This window comes from Mesorhizobium sp. P2_B5 (assembly GCF_056404775.1).
In genome coordinates, this window is sequence record NZ_JBFUDJ010000002.1 from 413,249 (window position 1) to 432,419 (window position 19,171).

At 63.1% G+C, this 19,171-nt stretch carries 18 protein-coding genes; 5 read left to right on the forward strand and 13 right to left on the reverse strand.

Features of this window, described 5'->3' with window-relative positions; all coding sequences use genetic code 11:
• Positions 1 to 2: 2 nt before the first annotated feature.
• The 6 genes from AC1D1N_RS08520 to tmpA form a co-directional block, all read right to left on the reverse strand.
• A complete protein-coding gene (locus AC1D1N_RS08520; protein WP_477347862.1) occupies positions 3 to 599 on the reverse strand; it encodes a LysE family translocator in 597 nt (198 codons plus the stop codon).
• A gap of 329 nt (positions 600 to 928) precedes the next feature.
• Complete coding sequence (ilvN, locus tag AC1D1N_RS08525; RefSeq protein WP_379096145.1) at positions 929 to 1,501, reverse strand: acetolactate synthase small subunit; 573 nt, start codon at positions 1,499 to 1,501, stop codon at positions 929 to 931.
• Positions 1,502 to 1,640: 139 nt separating this feature from the next.
• Positions 1,641 to 3,422 carry an acetolactate synthase 3 large subunit gene (locus AC1D1N_RS08530; protein WP_477347864.1) on the reverse strand — a complete coding sequence of 594 codons (1,782 nt, stop codon included), beginning with the start codon at positions 3,420 to 3,422 and terminating at the stop codon, positions 1,641 to 1,643.
• Positions 3,423 to 3,675: 253 nt separating this feature from the next.
• Positions 3,676 to 4,833: a PcfJ domain-containing protein gene (locus tag AC1D1N_RS08535; protein ID WP_477347866.1), complete on the reverse strand. Its 1,158-nt coding sequence runs from the start codon at positions 4,831 to 4,833 to the stop codon at positions 3,676 to 3,678.
• 728 nt (positions 4,834 to 5,561) lie between these two features.
• On the reverse strand, positions 5,562 to 6,146 hold the full coding sequence (tmpB, locus tag AC1D1N_RS08540; RefSeq protein WP_477347868.1) for a (R)-1-hydroxy-2-trimethylaminoethylphosphonate oxygenase: 585 nt from the start codon (positions 6,144 to 6,146) through the stop codon (positions 5,562 to 5,564).
• Positions 6,143 to 7,294: a 2-trimethylaminoethylphosphonate dioxygenase gene (tmpA, locus tag AC1D1N_RS08545; protein WP_477347870.1), complete on the reverse strand. Its 1,152-nt coding sequence runs from the start codon at positions 7,292 to 7,294 to the stop codon at positions 6,143 to 6,145. The genes tmpB and tmpA overlap by 4 nt, the downstream gene beginning before the upstream one ends.
• 120 nt (positions 7,295 to 7,414) lie before the next feature.
• On the opposite strand from tmpA, the gene AC1D1N_RS08550 reads away from it, so the two are divergent.
• Positions 7,415 to 8,305 (forward strand): LysR family transcriptional regulator, encoded by an 891-nt coding sequence (locus AC1D1N_RS08550; protein WP_477347872.1) that lies wholly within the window; start codon positions 7,415 to 7,417, stop codon positions 8,303 to 8,305.
• Positions 8,306 to 8,444: 139 nt separating this feature from the next.
• Positions 8,445 to 10,247, forward strand: a complete 1,803-nt coding sequence (locus AC1D1N_RS08555; RefSeq protein ID WP_477347874.1) for an NAD(P)-binding domain-containing protein — start codon at positions 8,445 to 8,447, stop codon at positions 10,245 to 10,247.
• On the opposite strand, the gene AC1D1N_RS08560 is transcribed toward AC1D1N_RS08555, so the two are convergent.
• From AC1D1N_RS08560 to AC1D1N_RS08570, 3 genes are read right to left on the reverse strand one after another with little or no spacing between them, the layout of a single operon-like run.
• Positions 10,244 to 10,771, reverse strand: a complete 528-nt coding sequence (locus AC1D1N_RS08560; protein ID WP_477347876.1) for a GNAT family N-acetyltransferase — start codon at positions 10,769 to 10,771, stop codon at positions 10,244 to 10,246. The two genes, AC1D1N_RS08555 and AC1D1N_RS08560, sit on opposite strands and share 4 nt — an antisense overlap.
• A 15-nt stretch (positions 10,772 to 10,786) precedes the next feature.
• Complete coding sequence (locus tag AC1D1N_RS08565; protein ID WP_112560453.1) at positions 10,787 to 11,095, reverse strand: hypothetical protein; 309 nt, start codon at positions 11,093 to 11,095, stop codon at positions 10,787 to 10,789.
• Positions 11,096 to 11,099: 4 nt separating this feature from the next.
• On the reverse strand, positions 11,100 to 11,666 hold the full coding sequence (locus tag AC1D1N_RS08570; protein WP_477347878.1) for a helix-turn-helix domain-containing protein: 567 nt from the start codon (positions 11,664 to 11,666) through the stop codon (positions 11,100 to 11,102).
• A 152-nt stretch (positions 11,667 to 11,818) separates the two neighbouring features.
• Here AC1D1N_RS08570 and AC1D1N_RS08575 point away from each other — a divergent pair, with 152 nt between their 5' ends.
• On the forward strand, positions 11,819 to 13,645 hold the full coding sequence (locus AC1D1N_RS08575; RefSeq protein ID WP_477347880.1) for an ATP-binding protein: 1,827 nt from the start codon (positions 11,819 to 11,821) through the stop codon (positions 13,643 to 13,645).
• Between the two features lie 292 nt (positions 13,646 to 13,937).
• Here AC1D1N_RS08575 and AC1D1N_RS08580 read toward each other — a convergent pair whose 3' ends face one another.
• Both AC1D1N_RS08580 and miaA read right to left on the reverse strand, forming a co-directional pair.
• The gene (locus AC1D1N_RS08580; RefSeq protein ID WP_112560450.1) at positions 13,938 to 14,729 is read right to left on the reverse strand and encodes a GGDEF domain-containing protein; all 792 of its coding nucleotides are present in this window, start codon (positions 14,727 to 14,729) and stop codon (positions 13,938 to 13,940) included.
• Between the two features lie 131 nt (positions 14,730 to 14,860).
• The gene (gene miaA / locus AC1D1N_RS08585; RefSeq protein ID WP_477347882.1) at positions 14,861 to 15,829 is read right to left on the reverse strand and encodes a tRNA (adenosine(37)-N6)-dimethylallyltransferase MiaA; all 969 of its coding nucleotides are present in this window, start codon (positions 15,827 to 15,829) and stop codon (positions 14,861 to 14,863) included.
• On the opposite strand from miaA, the gene serB reads away from it, so the two are divergent.
• Positions 15,819 to 16,706 (forward strand): phosphoserine phosphatase SerB, encoded by an 888-nt coding sequence (gene serB / locus AC1D1N_RS08590; protein WP_477347884.1) that lies wholly within the window; start codon positions 15,819 to 15,821, stop codon positions 16,704 to 16,706. The genes miaA and serB overlap by 11 nt on opposite strands.
• Positions 16,703 to 17,275 carry a GNAT family N-acetyltransferase gene (locus tag AC1D1N_RS08595; protein WP_477347886.1) on the forward strand — a complete coding sequence of 191 codons (573 nt, stop codon included), beginning with the start codon at positions 16,703 to 16,705 and terminating at the stop codon, positions 17,273 to 17,275. Before serB ends, AC1D1N_RS08595 begins: the two co-directional genes overlap by 4 nt.
• A gap of 46 nt (positions 17,276 to 17,321) precedes the next feature.
• Here AC1D1N_RS08595 and AC1D1N_RS08600 read toward each other — a convergent pair whose 3' ends face one another.
• Both AC1D1N_RS08600 and AC1D1N_RS08605 read right to left on the reverse strand, forming a co-directional pair.
• Entirely contained in the window at positions 17,322 to 18,839 is a 1,518-nt protein-coding gene (locus AC1D1N_RS08600) for a DegQ family serine endoprotease (protein ID WP_477347888.1), read from the reverse strand.
• 143 nt (positions 18,840 to 18,982) lie between these two features.
• Entirely contained in the window at positions 18,983 to 19,168 is a 186-nt protein-coding gene (locus tag AC1D1N_RS08605; protein ID WP_112560446.1) for a DUF2065 domain-containing protein, read from the reverse strand.
• Positions 19,169 to 19,171 lie beyond the last annotated feature (3 nt).

The following is a 19,171-nucleotide window of genomic DNA, read 5'->3' on the forward strand; positions in this document are numbered from 1 at the left end:
TCCTATTTCAGCATCGGCCAAAGGGTCGCTGCGAGCAGCACGCCCATGGCGATGTTGAACCATTTCAGCCGCACCGGATCGGACAGGAAACCGCGCAGCGCGGTGCCGAAACCCGCCCATATCGACACGCTTGGCAAATTGACCAGCGAGAAGGCAAAAGCGATCAACACCACCGACAGGAATGGATGGTCGGCGTTGGTGTAGACGGCCATGGCCGTGATCGCCATCACCCAGGCCTTGGGATTGACCCACTGGAAGGCGGCGGCATCGATAAAGCGCATCGGCTTGGCCTCCACCTCGCCCTTGGCGCTGAGGGAGCGCGACATGGCGATCTTCCAGGCGAGGTAGAGAAGATAGGCGGCGCCGGCGATCTTGAGTGCCGTGTGCAGCGCCGGAAACGCCGTCAGCACCGCGCCGAGGCCGAAACCGACGGCCAGCAACAGCACGCAAAAGCCGATGCTGATGCCCAGCATATGCGGGATTGTCCGGACGATGCCGAAATTGACGCCCGACGCCAAAAGCATGAGGTTGTTCGGCCCCGGCGTGATCGAGGTCACGAAGGCATAGACCAAAAGGGCAAGGAAGGCGTCGAGGGTCATGACGGCTCACAAAGGTCAGCAATGCTGACTTAAATCGACCGGGCGTCGGACGCAACTCCATTCGATTGGTCCAATGCGCCTGACGCGACCCGACGACTGATATCCCCGGCGCGCCTGATCGGATGAGTTCGAGAGATCAGTCTCAACAGCGATACTTCAGTGCCCAAAGAAGCCACCAAAGAGGAGGATGTTTAGAGCGTAGTACAAGACCCAGTTCCAAAATTTCTCTGGATCATCCGCAAAGGCGACCCATTCACGGGTTCGTCCGACTAGGACTGTCATCGTCACCCAAGCATGGGCAATGCAGAACTTGAACTTCGTATGAATGCCTACATCCCCTGCGGGCCGCGGTTCAGCGCCGCCACGCCGGTGCGGCAGATTTCGACCAGGCCGAGCGGCTTCATGATGGCGATGAACTGGTCGATCTTGGTGCCCTTGCCGGTGATCTCGAAGATGAAGTGCTCGGTGTTGGCGTCGATGACCGAGGCGCGGAAGGCATCCGCGAGACGCAGCGCCTCGACACGGGCCTCGCCGGTGCCGGCGACCTTGACCAGCGCAAGTTCCCGCTCCAGCGGCCGCTCCTGGCCGAACTCGTGCGAGCGCACGGTGAGATCGACGACGCGGTGCACCGGCACGATGCGCTCGAGCTGATGCTTGATCTGCTCCAGCACATGCGGCGTGCCGCGCGTCACGATGGTGATGCGCGACAGATGCTTCTCGTGCTCGGTCTCGGAGACGGTCAGGCTTTCGATGTTGTAGCCGCGGCCGGAGAAAAGGCCGATGACCCGGGCAAGCACGCCCGGCTCATTGTCGACCAGCACAGAGAGCGTGTGGTTCTCCGGCTTTTCCGTTTCCTTGGCGATGAAATAGGCCGAACCGGTCGGTTGAAGCTGTGCGTTCATGACGTGAATCTCGATTTCAGACTTTTGAGCTAATTCTCTGTTTGCGCACGGCTTCTTTCGACAAGCCCTGCCTCGGCTTGTGTTATCGATGGGGCATGATGTCGCCCGAAAACCGCTTCACACTTTTCGGCATCATGCCCTAGACCAGTTCCCTGCCCTTGGCGTCGATGGCGTTGGCCACCGCTTCGTCGGTCGCCTCGTCCGGCAGGAGCATTTCATTATGCGCCTTGCCCGACGGGATCATCGGGAAGCAGTTGGCGAGGTTCGCCACGCGGCAGTCGAACAGCACCGGCTTCTTGACCGAGATCATCTCCTTGATCGCATCGTCGAGCTCGTCCGGCTTCTCGCAGCGAATGCCATGGCCGCCATAGGCGTCGGCCAGCTTGACGAAGTCCGGCATCGCCTCGGTGTAGGAATGCGACAGACGGTTGCCGTGCAGCAGCTGCTGCCACTGGCGCACCATGCCCATATACTGGTTGTTGAGGATGAAGATCTTGATCGGCGCATTGTGCTGCACCGCAGCGCTCATCTCCTGCATCGTCATCTGCACCGAGGCGTCGCCGGCAATGTCGATGACCAGTGCATCGGGATGCGCGATCTGCACGCCGAGTGCTGCCGGCAGGCCATAGCCCATCGTGCCAAGGCCACCGGATGTCATCCAGCGGTTCGGCTTCTCGAAATGATAGTGCTGCGCCGCCCACATCTGGTGCTGGCCGACCTCGGTGGTGATGTAGGTGTCCATGTCCTTGGTCAGCGCGTAGAGCCGCTGGATAGCGTATTGCGGCATGATCACGTCGTTGTTCATCTTGTAGGCGAGTGAATCGCGCGCGCGCCATTTGGCGATCTGCTCCCACCAGGGATAGAGCGCCTTCTTGTCGGCCTTGGCGCTTGCCCGCCACAGCCGCACCATGTCTTCCAGCACGCGGCCGACATCACCGATGATCGGCACGTCGGTGTGGACGTTCTTGTTGATCGACGACGGATCGATGTCGATGTGGACCTTCTTCGAGTTCGGCGAGAACGCGGTCAGCCGTCCGGTGATACGGTCGTCGAAACGTGCGCCGATGCAGATCATCACGTCGCAATCATGCATCGCCATGTTGGCTTCATAGGTGCCGTGCATGCCCAGCATGCCCATCCAGTTCTTGCCCGATGCCGGATAGGCGCCGAGCCCCATCAGCGTCGAGGTGATGGGGAAACCGGTGAGATCGACCAGTTCGCGCAGCAGATGGCTGGCTTCCGGGCCGGAATTGATGACGCCGCCGCCCGAATAGATGATCGGCTTCTTCGCGCCGGCCATCAATTCGACGGCTGCCTTGATCTTTTCCAGGTCGCCCTGGACCTTCGGCTGATAGCTGGTGCGCGGCGCCGTCTGCGGCGGCACGTAGATACCCTTGGCGAACTGCACGTCCTTCGGGATATCAACCACCACCGGGCCGGGACGGCCCGTCGTGGCGACATGAAAAGCCTCGTGGATGGTGGCGGCGAGTTCGTTGACATCCTTCACCAGCCAGTTGTGCTTGGTGCAGGGGCGCGTGATGCCGACCGTGTCGCACTCCTGGAAGGCGTCTGAGCCGATCAGCGAGGTCGGCACCTGTCCGGTCAGGCAGACCAGAGGTATCGAATCCATCAGCGCGTCCTGCAGCGGCGTCACCGCATTGGTGGCGCCCGGCCCCGACGTCACCAGAAGCACACCGGCCTTGCCGGTCGAGCGCGCATAGCCTTCAGCGGCATGACCGGCGCCCTGCTCGTGGCGGACCAGAATGTGCTCGACCTCGTCCTGCTGGAAGATTTCGTCGTAGATCGGAAGCACCGCGCCGCCGGGATAACCGAAGACATGCTTGACGCCATTGTCCTTCAGCGCCTGCACCACCATTTCGGCGCCAGTCATTTCACGCCGCTCACTCTGTCCGTTGCTCATCGGTCCTGTCCCGTACTGTCCGCCATTGGGCGATTGCTGGTCGTTTAGTCGTGTTTCGGGCAATAAAAAAGGCCCCCGAGGGAGCCTGTGTGTTGCGCATGGGAGGTTTTCGCCCGGCGGTTACACCGCCTTGCCCACGCGCTTTCCTACGAGAATGAGTGCCTTTTTCATCGTCGCGGACAATAGAATTGGTTTTGCGCGGATGTCAACGGGCAATCCGCGCGGCCTTTTGGGCCGCGCGGATTCACTTTTATCAGGCACCAAGCGTCACGGCCTTCGCCTTGGCCCAGCGCTCGAGGATCCTGCGCTCTTCCGGCGTTGCCAGACGATTGCCGAAACCGCGCACCTGCACCGCGCGATGCTGCTGGTCGAGCTCGATCGTCAGCAGCCGATCGGTCTTGCCCAGTGCCTTGCGCCGCAGCGTCCAGATCGAGGCGTAGCCGGCAATGCATTTGGCGGCATACATCGAGACGCAGTGATGCATAGCCCGGCTCTCGGCAACGAGATCCTCGGCCGTCTTCAGCTGGCGGATGGAGAACCACTCGCCGTACACTTTCGCCTCCTTGGGCTGGGGACGCCACTCCCAGTCCTGCAGGCGCGAGCCGGGCCAGGCGTTGGTCTGCGCCGGTGCGCCGGCAGCCGGCCTGGCCCGAGCTTCTGCCCGCCGGCGCATCGCCTCGATGCGCTCGATCGCGGCAAGGTCGCGGTGCCAGTCCACCATCTGCCGGCGCAACGAGCCAAGCGTACGGCCTTTCAGGCTATAAGCTCGGTCGCGCCGGTGCCTGGCGCCGAGGAAATCGCAGAGATCGTCGATCTCCTCCTTCGACGCCGGATGCTCGCAGAAGAAGCGCGCCACTTCGCGCCAGAAAGCGAGATCGCTGCGCGGCGTGCGCGCGATCTTGGTGCGCGCAAGCCGTGCCGCCAGCCCGATATCGCCAGTGTAGGACCGCACGATCGCGAACCAGAACGCCTCCTCGAAGCCGAACTCGCCGGATACGTTTAGGAAGCAATGCACCTCCTTGCGCGACAGCCACGCACTGGCGCCCGCCTTGTAGAGCGAGTTGCCACCCGCAGCCGCGATGTACCAGGCCTTGCGCAGCTTGATCTCGTTGGCATCGAGCCCCGAACTGTCGAGCCAGATGGCTTCGAGCGCGGCAGGAACAGGGTAGATCGCGTAGAGGTGACGCGCCGCGGCCAGCCGCAGACGCGCAGGGTCGCGCGTCTTCAGCTTCGGTCGCCACAACTTGCCATCGCGGACCGCCATGCCGAAGCCGCGGTGTGCTTCCTCGATCGCCCGCTCGAAATCCGGAGCGGGACGCGGCGCGGCGGAAACCCGCTGCAGCGATGCCTGATATGCTTCAATGCGTTGGCGCTCGGCATCCTGCCTGAGCTGTATCATGGACCTGGCCATGGCCGTTCTTCCCGATTGGAACCCTGTCAGCCGCGCGCAATTCCAGCGCCGGCACGGAATGTGTCGATCTGGATTGCCGTGACATGGACAGGTCTCCTCTTGGGGATAACGGGTTACGAATGGGCGGCGTCACTACGCCTGCGGGGTTCTCGACGCAAGAGCCATTCCTTTAATGTTTACAATGACCTAGGAGGCCGTTGCAAAGATGCATCTCGAGGTTGTGGGCAGCCGTCATCATCGGCGAAAGCTGCCAGCTCCAACCGTTTTGCCACGACTTCGCCAGGGCATTTGATGCATGTCGATGTGGAGCGCCTTCGGCCGGTAACCGCTGCCGCACCTCGCGGCACGGCTCTCAGATCGTCAGGAAATGGATAGGCCGAAAAGGCGCTCAGCCTGCCTGCCGCCAGCGGAGGCGCGAAATGCGTGAACGTGATCTCATCGTCGCCTCCTTCAAAAGCGTTGCGGTAAGGGTGCGGCAAGATGAAAAGGGTGCCGCTGATTGGGCGCGGCTAATACATCGGAACGGGTGCAACGGCAAGACGGTGAACGGGCGCCACGTCGGGGGAGCCAGAGCCAGTCGGCAGCGGCAAGACTGGCAGACTCGCCGCTGATACCGACCGGCGATGAGGCAGTCGCGGCAGGGCCGTCGCTCCTAGGCTTTAGGCCGGTAGGCCAACGCACTTTCGCCGTCGAAGCGGAAACACATGGCTGTGCTCCCGGCCCGCTGATCAGGTGCGATTGGCGAAGTCGCGGACGACCCGCTGCAGCAGCGGCACGTAGTCGCGAAACGTCCGCGTCTTCATGTTGGCCACCTTGCCGGCCTCGTCCCAGATGCGGACTCGCACCGCTTCCTCGTGAAACGGGTTCTTGCGGAACTCGGCCACCTCTTGCGGGTTCATCGGCCCGCCCTGCAGCGACAGCGTGTGGACCGAGGCCTGCGACAGTCTGCCGAAATAGGTCGGGTCAGTGGCGCAGAGATAGCGCTTGGCGGCGACATGCAGCCGGACGCATTCGACGATGACAGTCGGAAAGAACGGCGCCAGCACCTCGCCGCCGGCTTCATCATGGTGCTTGTCCTCGACATCGTCGGGCGAATAGGTGCCGAACTCGCTGGTATAGTGGCCGATGTCATGCAGCAGCGCCGCCGCCACCAGCACATCCGGCGCGCCGTCCTTTTCGGCAAACCAGGCGCCCTGCAACATGTGCTCCGACATGGTGACGGGCTCGCCGAGATAGGATTCCGCACCCCGGCGCTCAAAAATGTCGGCGATGAATTCGACGATGTTGTCCGCGTTCAGATCCTGGCCGCTCATTCCGCGGCCTCCTTGAAGCCGTGTTCGATTGCCGCCAGCGTCGACAACAGGCCGTCCTTGTCGGCGTAGCAGCCCTGCAGCCAGCGCTTGCCGGTCCCGGAGAACGCCTTGCGGGCATGCATGACGCGGGTGTTGTCGACGATGAAGGCCTGCCCCGCCTCGAGCTTGAAGGTCACTTCGAAGGACGGATCCTCGATCAGTTCGGCGAACCGGCGATAGGCGGCGTAGTAGGCTTCCATGTCGGCGAAGGGCACATCGACGGTCGGCGCCAGCGAACGGTTGTTGAAGCGGATGGCGATGAGTTCGCCGTCCGGCCCAAGCTCGATCATCGGCCGCTTGGCCTGCAATCGCACGCCCGACGAGCCGGCAAATTCGAAGCGCGCCGGATATGAACTCAACAGACGAAAACCTTCGGGGTTCTCGGCCTGCAAGGCGGCCGCGACGGCAAACCCGTCGACGACGCTGGATTCGCCGCCTTCAACCGTATTCTCGATGCAGGACAGGATTTGCAGCGTCGGCACCGGATCGCGATAGGGATTGTCGGTGTGCGCCTGAAGGCCGAGATTGGTGTAGGCCAGATTGGTCGGATTGACCTCGGCGCGCACTTCGAACCAACGGCCGTAATTGGTTTCCCTGATATAGCCGAACAGATCGGAGACTTTGCACAGTGCCCCGGATTCGGCCGGCAGGTCATCCATCACCGCGAAGCCATAGGTCTTCACCGCCGACAACCATTGCCTGAGCACCGCGCGGTCACGGCTGGCAGCGACGTAGCCCGCGCGCGGCAACGAGTTCTGCATCGAGGCCTTGATCCATCGCACCGTGCCCTCGCCTGTCCAGCCGGGATGGCGGGCGGCATCGCGATCATAGGCGTTGGCGCTCAGCCACGCCGCTGGAAAGCTGACGGTTTTCTGCTCGGGCACGAAGCTGATTTCGAGCGCATCGCCCTTGATCGCCGCAGTGCCGATCCGCGTTTGCGCCGGAATGTCGAGAATGGTGATCCGCCGCTGGCCGTTGCCGGCGCTGCGCGTCTTGTCGTCCAGCGCATTGTCGCGCAGCCACATGGCGTGAAAGCGGGTGCGCGTCCCATCCTTCCAGCCAAGGTCTATTGTTTTGCCTTCGTCGCCGATCAGCGCGTGGGTGAGCATGAAATCCGTTCCTGTCCGCTTTCGCCCCGCAGCGAGGTCCGCAGGGTTCCGATTGCATGGTGAAGGCGCAGCAGGCATAATTCAAATTATCATTTTGCGGCCAAAGACCATAAACCACTTATGCCTCAATCAACCCTGCCCTTGCCGCCACTCGATTGGCTGCGCAGTTTCGAGGCCGCCGCGCGGCTGTCGAATTTCACCGCCGCCGCGGCCGAACTCGGATTGACCCAGGCGGCCGTCAGCCAGCACATCCGCTCACTCGAAGAGCGGCTGAAGCATCCCCTGTTCATCCGCCTGGCGCGCGGCGTGGACTTGACGCCGCAGGCCGCTGCCTACCTGCCGCATTTGCAATCGGCCTTCGCCGTGATTGCCAACAGCACGCGCGAGCTGTTCGAACCGAGGACCATCCAGAGCGTGACGATCCGCTCGCCGATCTCCTTTGCCGTGCTGATGATCGCGCCGAAGTTGGCGCAAATGGCGAGCGACCTGCCCTTCGTCCAACTGCAGATCGAGACCATCCACACCCCGGCCGACTATGGCGAGCGCTCTGGCGGGCTCGACATCCGCTTCGGCACCGGCTCCGGTTCCTTCCCCGGACGGCAGGCCGACCGCCTGACCCGCGAAGCCTTGACGCCGATGGCGGCGCCCGACCTCGCCAGGATCCCCGATTGGACGGCATTGCCGCGACTTACGGTCGTCGGCGCGCGCGAAATGTGGGGCGAATGGTTCGCCGCCGCGCGCATGAAGCCCGCCATAGCGCCGGCGCACAAATTCGACAGTTTCGTCGCCGCGCTCGAGGCGGCGAAGCACGGCGCCGGCATGGTGCTCGGCTCACGCCCACTGGCTGATGCGGCGCTGCGCGACGGATCGCTCGTGGCCCTGTCCGATTTTGCCCTGTCGGGCGGCGCCGGCCACTATCTGACCGCCCCTTCCGGCGCCCATCTCAGCCCAGCCGAGGAAGCGGTCCGCTGCTGGTTCGCAACGGTCTTCGGCGCCCCGATTTCCCGATAAGTCCCTGAATACGCGCCAAACTATTGGACGACGTGACGCGGCGCATGATTTGCCACGATACTGCGCAAAGCCGGACGTCAAGCTTCGGCAGGGTTCCGCTCGCTACAGGCGGCCAGGAAAAATCGCGGAGGAAAATTCAATGCTCGACAAGGCCCCCAATAAGAAGCTTTCCGACCTGCTCGATACATTCGGCGCAGCACTCAGCGCCGGCGATATCGACAAGGCCGTCGCCTGCTTTCAGGAGGATTGTTACTGGCGCGATCTCGTCACCTTCACCTGGAACATCAAGACGATGGAGGGCCGCGATCAGGTGCGCGACATGCTGGTCAGCCAGTTGGCGAAGACCAAACCGTCGAACTGGGCGATCGCCAAGGGCGAGGACGCGAGCGAAAGCGACGGCGTGCTGGACGGCTGGATCAGCTTCGAGACAGCGGTGGCGCGCGGCTTCGGCCATATCAGGCTGAAGGACGGCAAGATCTGGACGCTGCTCACCACCATGGTCGAGCTCAAGGGCCATGAGGAACCGGCCGGCTTCGACCGCCCGCTCGGCGCCAAGCACGGCCATGGCAAGAACCGGCCGACCTGGAAGGAGGAGCGCGAGAAGGAAGCCGCCGAACTCGGCTTCAAGACGCAGCCCTACACGCTGATCATCGGCGGCGGCCAGGGCGGCATCGCGCTCGGCGCGCGGCTGCGGCAGCTCGGCGTGCCGACCATCATCGTCGAGAAGAACGAGCGCGCCGGCGACAGCTGGCGCAGGCGCTACAAGTCGCTCTGCCTGCACGACCCCGTCTGGTACGACCATCTGCCCTATATCGATTTTCCCAGGAACTGGCCGGTCTTCGCGCCCAAGGACAAGATTGGCGACTGGCTGGAAATGTACGCCAAGGTGATGGAGCTGAACTACTGGTCCTCGAGCGAGGCCAAGAGCGCTGTCTATGACGACAAGAAGAAGGAATGGACGGTTGTCGTGCGCCGCGACGGCAAGGACATCACGCTGAAGCCGAAGCAACTGGTGCTGGCCACGGGCCAGTCCGGCAAGGCCAACATGCCGAACTTCAAGGGCATGGAAAGCTTCAAGGGCGACCAGCATCACTCCTCGAAACATCCCGGCCCCGACGCCTATGTCGGCAAGAAGGCCGTCATCATCGGTTCGAACAACTCCGCCCACGATATCGCGGCCGCCCTTTGGGAGGCCGGCGCCGACGTCACCATGGTGCAGCGCTCGACCACGCATATCGTCAAGTCGGACACGCTGATGGAGATCGGGCTGGGCTCGCTCTATTCGGAAAAGGCGGTCGAGAGCGGCATGACCACCGCCAAGGCCGACCTTGTCTTCGCCTCCCTGCCCTACAAGATCCTGCACGAATTCCAGATCCCGGCCTATGCGGAGATGAAGAAGCGCGACGCCAGCTTCTACAAAGGCCTGGAGAAAGCCGGCTTCATGCTCGACTGGGGCGACGACGGCTCCGGCCTGTTCATGAAGTATCTGAGGCGCGGCTCGGGCTACTACATCGATGTCGGCGCTTCCGACCTGATCATCGACGGCTCGATCAAATTGAAGAGCGGCGTCGAGGTGAAGGAGGTCAAGGCGCACTCGGTGCTGCTCAGCGACGGATCCGAATTGCCGGCCGATCTCATTGTCTACGCCACCGGCTACGGCTCGATGAATGGCTGGGCGGCCGATTTGATCTCACGGGAGGTCGCAGACAAGGTCGGCAAATGCTGGGGCCTTGGCTCCAACACCACCAAGGATCCCGGTCCCTGGGAAGGCGAATTGCGCAACATGTGGAAGCCGACGCAGCAGGAGGCGTTGTGGTTCCATGGCGGCAACCTGCATCAGTCACGCCACTATTCGCAGTTCCTGTCGCTGCAGCTGAAGGCGCGCATGGAAGGCATTGCAACGCCGGTCTACGGACTGCAGCAGGTTCACCACAAGGGTTAGGCGGACTGGCCGATCCGCTTCCAGTAGATGAGCGTGCCGGTCAGGCCACCATGCGGCTTCAGGGCAAAGTCCGGTATTTCGCCGGTGAGCGTGAAGCCAAGTTTTTCGTAGAGGCCCGAAGCGCCCTCTTCCGTCGCGGTGTCCAGCACCAGCAGCGTGCGGCCTTTCTCGGCGGCGAGGGTTTCCGCGGCGCTCATCAGCCGGCTCGCTACGCCCTTGCCGCGATGTGCGAGCCGGGTCATCAATTTGGCTATCTCGGCGCGGTGCGGCTGGTTGACCGGAAAGTCGAGCAGCAAGGTCACGGTGCCGAGGAGAGCATCGCCGGCCCAGGCGCCGAGCACCACCCTTTCACCTCTCTCCGCAGCCGTCAGCGACTGGTCCCAGAAGCCTTCCGCCGCCTGCCGGGACAAGGGATGCATGAAGCTGACCGAGCCGCCGGCCGCGACCGTCTCGATCAGAGTGTCGACCAGCGCGGCTAGCGTTGCGGCGTCACGGGTCAGGACCTTGATTTCGATGGAACTCATACGCGATGTCCCTTGCTAATCCAGACGCGCGACGCGGCGCCGTTTTCGTCCTGCCTTGATCGCGGCGATGCGATCGGCATCTTTCGGCTGCAGGTGCAGCCCGCGTTCGAGGATTTCGAGCGTGTATTCCTCGTAGGTCAGGCCGAGCCGTTCGGCCTTCTCCATGCGCATCAGCATGACGTCACGGCTCGGCGCCTTCCACGCCTTGGCGTGCGCTGCTTGCCAGGCGAGGAAGATGTATGGATCGCCCTTGCCCCATGGCGGGCCCTTGTAGTCGTCGAGCGGCGGTCCGCCATTATCGGAGCGCTTGGGACGTCTTGCCACGACCTCAGCCCCTGACCAGCGCGACCAGATAGTCGGCGGGCTGCGGCCCGACGGCGTGGAACGTGCAGTCCGACGGCGCGCCGAGCGCCAGGCAGTCGCCGGGCTCGAGACTGTGCACGACATCGCCCTCGGTAAACTCAAGCCGCCCGGAGATCAGCCACATCTGCTGCTTGATGAAGGCGTAGGACGCTGCCGGAAAGCTTACCTTGGCGCCGGCCGGCAGCTGCACCCGGATCAGTTCGAGCGGCATGTCGGAGACCGGCGACAGATGCCGCCGGACGTAACCGGTGCCGGGATCTCGCCACACCGGCTGCTCGCTTTCGCGCAGCAGGCCGCCGCCTTGCTGCTCGGCGCGCGCAATCAGCGTCGACAGCGTCATGCCGAAGGCGGCGGCGATGCGCACCAAGAGCGCCGCGGTCGGGCTGGTCATGCCCCGCTCGATTGTGCTGAGCATGGCTTTGGAGACGCCGGAGCGGCCCGCCAGCTCTGCCAGCGACCAGTTGCGCAAGGTTCTTTCGGCGTGGATTCTTTTGCCGATCGTGGCGGATACATCATTCGCTATATCAGTCATTCGTCCAATATATCGAAATTCCTGCACTGAGGAAGAGGCCGGTCGGTTGAATTTTCGCTAACGGGTTAACGCCTGCTACACCATCCCGCATCACGCCACCTTAACCCCATTTGTGTAGGGTCAACGCTCCACGGAAATGGGGATAGGACTGTATGTTTGTCGAGCGCGAAGCCTCCGTCGGCGAACCGACCTCGCAGGAGCGCCGCCGCGCCGAGCAGAACGACAAGCGCATTCTGGGCAATGTCGTGCAGTGCGACGGCGCCCGCGCCACAATCAGCGCCTACGCCGACGACATCGAAGGGGCGGTCACCGGCCTGTGGACGGTCGGCAAGATGATCTCCATCAACCTCGGGACATCGCGCACGGTTGGCCTGGTCTATGAGATCGGCAAGTCGGATCGCGCCTGGAGCAATGAGGGGCAGAACCCGATCGAGGTGAACATCGAGTTGATCGGCGAGGTGCGCGACGGCGCCGAACCCGGCGACCGCCCGATTTTCGACCGCGGCATCACCACCTATCCGCATATCGGCGCCATTGCCCACCGCATCCGCAGCCGCGACCTGCAGGCGGTCTATGACCTCGCCGGGCGTCATTCGATCACCATCGGCACGCTGTCGCAGGACGAGGCGATCGACGCCAACATTGCCATCGACGACACGCTGGCGCGCCACTTCGCCATTGTCGGCACGACAGGCGTCGGCAAATCCACGGCGGTCTCGCTGCTCTTGCGCAAGTCGATCGCCGCCCGGCCCGATTTGCGCATCCTCATCCTCGATCCTCACAATGAATTCGCCGCGTCGCTGCCGGAATTCTGCGTCAAGGTGGACTCCAAGACGCTCGATTTGCCGTTCTGGATGTTCAGGCTGGAGGAATTCGCCGAGGTGCTGTTTCGCGGCCGAGAGGTCGTGCCGGAAGAGGTCGATGTGCTGCGTGACCTGATCCCCGCCGCCAAGAATCTCTACCGCAACCCGAATTCCGGCTCCTATGTGCGGCGCGGCAGCGATGCGCTGACCGCCGACACGCCGGTGCCCTACCGCATGGTCGATCTCATCAAGCAGATCGACGAGCGCATGGGCCTCCTGGAAAGCAAGAACGACCGCCCGACGCTGAAATCGCTGAAGACGCGCATCGAGTCGGCCGCATCCGACCCGCGCTATCGCTTCATGTTCAATTCGCGACTGATCGAGGACACGATCCACGAGACGATCGGCAACATTTTCCGGGTGCCGCATCATGGCCGCCCGGTGACCTGCTTCGAGATGGCCGGCATGCCGTCCGAAGTGGTCAACTCCGTCTGTTCGGTGCTGGCGCGCCTCGCCTTCGACCTCGCTCTGTGGAGCGAAGGCCGGCTGAAACTTTTGCTGCTGTGCGAGGAAGCGCATCGCTACATGCCGGCCGATCCGCGGCTCGGCTTCGCGCCGACAAGGCATGCATTATCGCGCATCGCCAAGGAAGGCCGCAAATATGGCTGCTATCTCGGCGTCGTCACCCAGCGTCCGGGCGAACTTGATCCGACCATCCTGTCGCAATGCTCGACCTTCTTTGCCATGCGCCTGGCCAACGAGCAGGACCAGGCAATCATCCGCTCGGCGATCGCCGATTCCTCCGCCTCGACGCTGGCCTTCCTGTCTTCCATGGGTCAGCGCGAAGCCATCGCCTTCGGTGAAGGCGTAGCGACGACCATGCGGCTGAAATTCGAAAAGCTCGCGCAGGAGCTGATCCCCGGCACAGCCAAGCGCGACGATCTGGAGTCGGATGTCGACGGCGATGTCGATCTCGCCGCGATCGTCGAGCGGCTGCGCAACGTGCCGAAGCCTCAGCAGCAGATGGCCTTCGCCGAGGTCGTGGATACCGGCCGCCAGGCCGGCGATCCAGATTACCGCAAGCCGCCAGCGCCGCGCGTCCAGCCAGACGACGATTTCGACATGCGCTACGGCCTGAAGCCCGCCACCTTCGGCATGCGCTCGCAAAGCGATTAGTCCTAAATCAGATTCTCTGGAAGGCCGCGCAACCGACCGCCAAGCCGCATCGAACGAGATTGCGGCTTCGTCGACCCGCTTGGGTAAATCCCGAAAGGGAATTCATCAGGCCGGATTGAATGACGTGGCTTTCGAGAAGCCGGAGCGCAGCGGACATTTAGTCCGTGAGCACCGGCCTACGCCGGCCGTAGCCATAACTGCCGCACCACCTCATGAGCGCTTCGGCCGGCGAAGGCCGGAAGTCGAGAAAGCCGCGTCAGGCAACCGGCCTCTTGAATTCTTCTTCGGGATTTTAGGCGCAGACGCGGTTGCGGCCCTGCCTCTTCGCCTCATAGAGCTGGCGGTCGGCGCGGCGGTAAAATTCCTCGGCCGTTTCCTTCCGGTCCCACACAGCAAGTCCGACGCTGGTGGTGATCTTGAGGCGGACATTGCCCGACAGCACCGACATGTTGGCAATCGCCTTGCGGATGCGTTCAGCGAATTTCCCCAGCAACTCCGCATCCATGTTGGGCGTGACCACGGCAAACTCCTCGCCGCCGAGCCGCGCCACCACGTCGTGATAGCGAGTCATACCTTTGAGGCAATTGGCGACTGCCCTCAGCACTTCGTCGCCGACATCGTGGCCATGCGTGTCATTGACCTGCTTGAAATGGTCGAGGTCGAGGATCATCAGCCCGACGGGCTTTTCGATGCGGCGGAATTCCTCGAGATATTCCTTCAGCGCATCGTCGAAATAGCGCCGGTTCTGCATGCCGGTGAGACCATCGGTCAGCGCCGCATGCTGCAACGTTTCCGAACGGGCGCTGAGCGACACCGTCATCGCCCGCAGCTTGCCCTCTTCCGTCGCCTGTCTGCGGATCAGCGGGTAGATGAAGAACACACCGAAGAACAGCGCCGTCGCCAGAAGCACACCGGTGATGAACAGCAGCCTGTTGAGGTAGACGATCCTCTCGATGCGGGACGCCGTATCCATGTCGGCGGCGATGCCCTGCAAAAGACCATAGGCATGAAGTGTCACCAGGCCTGCAGCGAGGATCACGAAAATAAAGACGAAAAATGCGGATTCCGCCTTGTGGAAACGCATCTGCTCCCCGTTGGAAAAGTACCTGCCTGATTTATGGCATGACGGCGCCTTACGGACAGTTAACCCAGACAACCGGAACGGGAATATTCATTCCGGATCCTGTTTCTGTAATTGCATTAGCAGCGGGAAAATCAAATCGCTGTGTTCGGGTCGTCGCCGGGCTGCAATCTTAGCCATTCCGGCCCCAGCTGATGGCGAAACCACGTCGTTTGCCGCTTGGCATATTGCCGCGTCGCGGCCTTGCAGCGCTCGATGGCCTCAGGGAAGCTGATGTTATCAGCCATCGCGGCCGAGAGTTCGCGAACGCCGATTGCCTTCATCGCCGGCAAATCAGGATCGAGGCCAAGCGCCACAAGGCGTTTGACTTCATCGACAGCGCCAAGATCGAGCATACGGTCGAACCGGCTCTCAATCCGCTCGACAAGGGCCGCGCGGTCCGGTTCGATGACGAAGAAACGCGCGCTGGCGCGGTCGATCAGCGGCCGGCCACGCGCCGCTTGCCATTCGAGAATGGAGCGGCCGGAGGCGTCAAGCACCTCCAGCGCCCGCACGATACGCTGGCCGTCGGTCGGCTTCAGCTGCATGGCAACCGCCGAATCCTCGTGCATCAGGAGTCGATGCAGCTTGGCCGCGCCTTGCTCCTTCAACTCGTAGCGCCAGCGGTCGCGCACCTGCTGCGGAATGTCCGGCATCTCCGAAATGCCCTCGGCAAGGGCGCGAAAATAAAGCCCGGTGCCGCCGACGAAAATCACCGGTCGCTCAAAGGGAGGGCCATCGTGCCGCCGGGCAAGCGTACCGTCATCGATCAGCTTCATCACGTCGCGCAGCCAGGCACCGGTGGAATAGGCGGTGGAGGGATGCACGTGGCCGTAGAGAAAGTGCGGCGCGCGGCCAAGTTCGGCCGCGTTCGGCCGCGCCGTCAGCACATCGAGCACCGAATAGCCCTGCATGGAATCGGTGTTGACGATGACACCGCCCTTGCGCTCGGCGAGATCGAGCGCAAGGGCCGACTTGCCGCTCGCGGTCGGCCCGGCTATCAGGATCGCGTTCTTCACGCGGCCCTCGCCCGCCTGCCCGCTGGAATTTTCGATGCCGCTCATCGCCACGCTTGTGTCCCACCCCGTCCGCCGCACCGTATCAGCCTCGCTTGCGAATATGGCCTCACGCTCGGTCGGCGCAAGCGCTGTTCGCTGGCTGGGTGAAGGCGTTGCGTGCGATCTGGTGTTGGCCGAAGGGGCTGAAACCACTGAGACGATTGCCGCCTTGCGCGCTGCGCTCGCCTCCGAGCCTGTCGACGTGATCGTCCAGCAGGCCGACACGCGCCGCAAGACAATACTGCTCGCCGACATGGATTCGACCATGATCGACCAGGAATGCATCGACGAACTGGCCGACGAGATCGGCGTCAAAGATCGCGTTGCCGCCATCACGGCGCGCTCGATGAATGGCGAGATCGCCTTCGAGCCCGCCTTACGGGAACGCGTGGCACTGCTGAAAGGCCTCGATACCGCCGTTGTCGACCGCATCATCGCCAACCGCCTGACACTGGCGTCGGGCGGTCGCGCTCTGGTGCAGACGATGCGAGCCAATGGCGCCTGGACGGCACTCGTCTCCGGTGGCTTTGACGTGTTCACCAGCCGCATCGCGGACATGCTCGGCTTCCAGGAAAACCGCGCCAACCGCCTGATCGAGGAAAACGGGCGCTTTGCCGGCCTGGTCGCCGAGCCGATCCTCGGCCGCGCCGCCAAGGCCGATGCGCTGAACGAGATCTCGGCCCGCCTGGGCCTGACGCCGGCCGACGCCATTGCCGTCGGCGACGGCGCCAACGATCTCGACATGATCCGGCTTGCCGGCACCGGTGTTGCGCTCCACGCCAAACCCACCGTCGCCGCCGAAGCCAAAGTCCGCATCGACCATGGCGATCTCACCGCGCTTCTTTATGTGCAGGGCTACCGGCAGGAGGAATTCGTCGTATGAAACCGATGCGCACTGAACGCCTGATCCTGCGCAACTGGGAAGAACGCGACCGCGAGCTCTTCCATCGCATCAATTCGGACGAGCGGGTGATGGAGTTCTTCCCGTTCCGCCGCGACCGTGCCGAGACGGACGCCAAGATGGACGAATTTCGGGGCTGGATCGCCGAGGACGGCTTTGGTTTTGCCGCCGCCGAGATTGCCGCGACGGGCGAATGCATTGGCTTTGTCGGCCTCTTGGAGACCGATCACGTGCCGTCCATGCCTTCCGATACGATCGAGATCGGCTGGCGGCTGGCGCCGGAATTCTGGGGCAAGGGCTATGTCACCGAGGCCTCCGAAGCCTGGCTCGCCTTTGGCTTCGAAACGCTTGACCGCGACGAAATCGTCTCCTTCGCCGTCGCGGCCAACCGCCGCTCGACGGCCGTCATGGAGCGTCTTGGCATGAGCCCTGATCCGGTTCGCGATTTCGACCACCCGTCCATCCCTGACAGCCACCCGCATCTCAAGCGGCATGTCCTCCACACCCTATCGCGCAAGGACTGGCAGGCACGAAAAAGGGCGGCTCGCTAGCCGCCCTTTTCATTTCGAAATCAGATCGTTGCAGGCCTGACCGGACTCAATCCATCCGGATCGTGACAAACCGCAACTCGCCGGTCTTGGACGCCAGCATCAAGAGCGCATTCTTGCGCCCCTGTTCCTTCAGCGCGCCGATCCGGTCCATGACGTCCTTCGGGGTCGCGACCGATTCCTGAGCGATCTCGGTGATCACCTCGCCGGCCTGGATACCGCGCTCGGCCGCAGCCGAATCCTTGGTGACGTCGGTGATGACGACGCCCGAGACATCGGCCGCGATGCCGAACTTGGTCCGCGTCTCGTCATTGAGTTCGCCGACGGTCATGCCAAGCACCGAAGCCGTCGACACCGCCGGCGCCTTGTCGCCACCCTTGTCCTCGTCGGTCGTGCCGTCTTCGCCGCTGGCGAGCTTCTCGCCGTCCTCGAGCCGGCCGAGCGTCACCTTCACCGTCTGCTCGACGCCCTTGCGCACGATGATCACGTCGACCGCCTTGCCGACCGGGCTTTCCGCCACGACGCGCGGCAGGTCGCGCATTTCATGAATGTCCTTGCCGTCGAACTTGATGATGACGTCGCCGGCGAGAATTGTTCCGTTGTCGACCGGTCCGCCCTTGATGACGCCGGCAACCAGCGCGCCCTTGGCGGTCGCCATGCCGAGGCTTTCGGCGATGTCGTCGGTCACCGGCTGGATGCGCACGCCGAGCCAGCCGCGGCGGGTTTCGCCGAACTGGCGCAACTGGTCGACGACGCCCGAGGCGATCTGCGAGGGGATGGAGAAGCCGATGCCGATCGAACCGCCCGACGGCGAGATGATCGCGGTATTGATGCCGATGACTTCACCCACGCTGTTGAACAACGGTCCGCCGGAATTGCCGCGGTTGATGGCGGCGTCGGTCTGGATGAAGTCGTCATAGGGGCCGGAATTGATGTCGCGGTTGCGGGCCGAGACGATGCCGACCGTCACCGTGCCGCCGAGGCCGAACGGATTGCCGATCGCCATCACCCAGTCGCCGACGCGCATCTTGTTGGAATCGCCGAACTTCACCGCCGTCAGCTTGTGGCCCTTCGGGTCGACCTTGAGCACCGCGACGTCGGTCTTGGTGTCGGTGCCGACCAGCGTCGCCTTCAGCGTCACGCCATCGGAGAAATTCACCTCGATGTCGTCGGCATCGGCAATCACGTGATTATTGGTCACGACAATGCCCTGCTCGGCATCGACGACGAAGCCGGAGCCCAGCGACTGCACCTTTTGCGAGCCGCCATCCTTGTCGCCGCCACGGTTCTTGAAGAAATCGTCGAAGAAATCCTGGAACGGCGAGCCCTCCGGCAGTTGCGGCATCGGCACCGCGCCCGGACCTTCCGTGCCCTTCACGGTCTGCGAGGTCGAGATGTTGACCACCGCGCCGAGCAGGCCTTCGGCGAGATCGGCGACCGAAGCCGGTCCGTCCGCAGCCACCGTCGGCGTCACGAAAGCCGGAACGGCAAGCGCGCCAACCATAAGTGCCGCAGCACCTGCGATGAACGTCCGCCGCGCGGCGCGCAGAAGGGTGTTGGATGTCATCGAGAGCCTCCCGGAATTGCTGAAAAGAAAAAGCGCTTCGGCAAAACGCCGCGTCGCGTCATGTTGGCAAGAAATACGGCACGTTTGCGGCTATGGCCACATCGGGAGGATAAATCCTCCGTTACACCTGATATCAGCGTTCCTCAGCCACGCACCAGCCAGACAATGCCGACACCGATGGCGATGGCCGCCAGCCCGACGATGCGCAGCGCATTTTCAGGCATCGACAGCACTTCGCCGGCAAGGCGTTTGGCAAGGCCGGGGAAACCGCCATAGACCAGGCCCTCGACGACGAGGACCAGGCCTATGGCCGCAAGAAAATCCTGCACCGC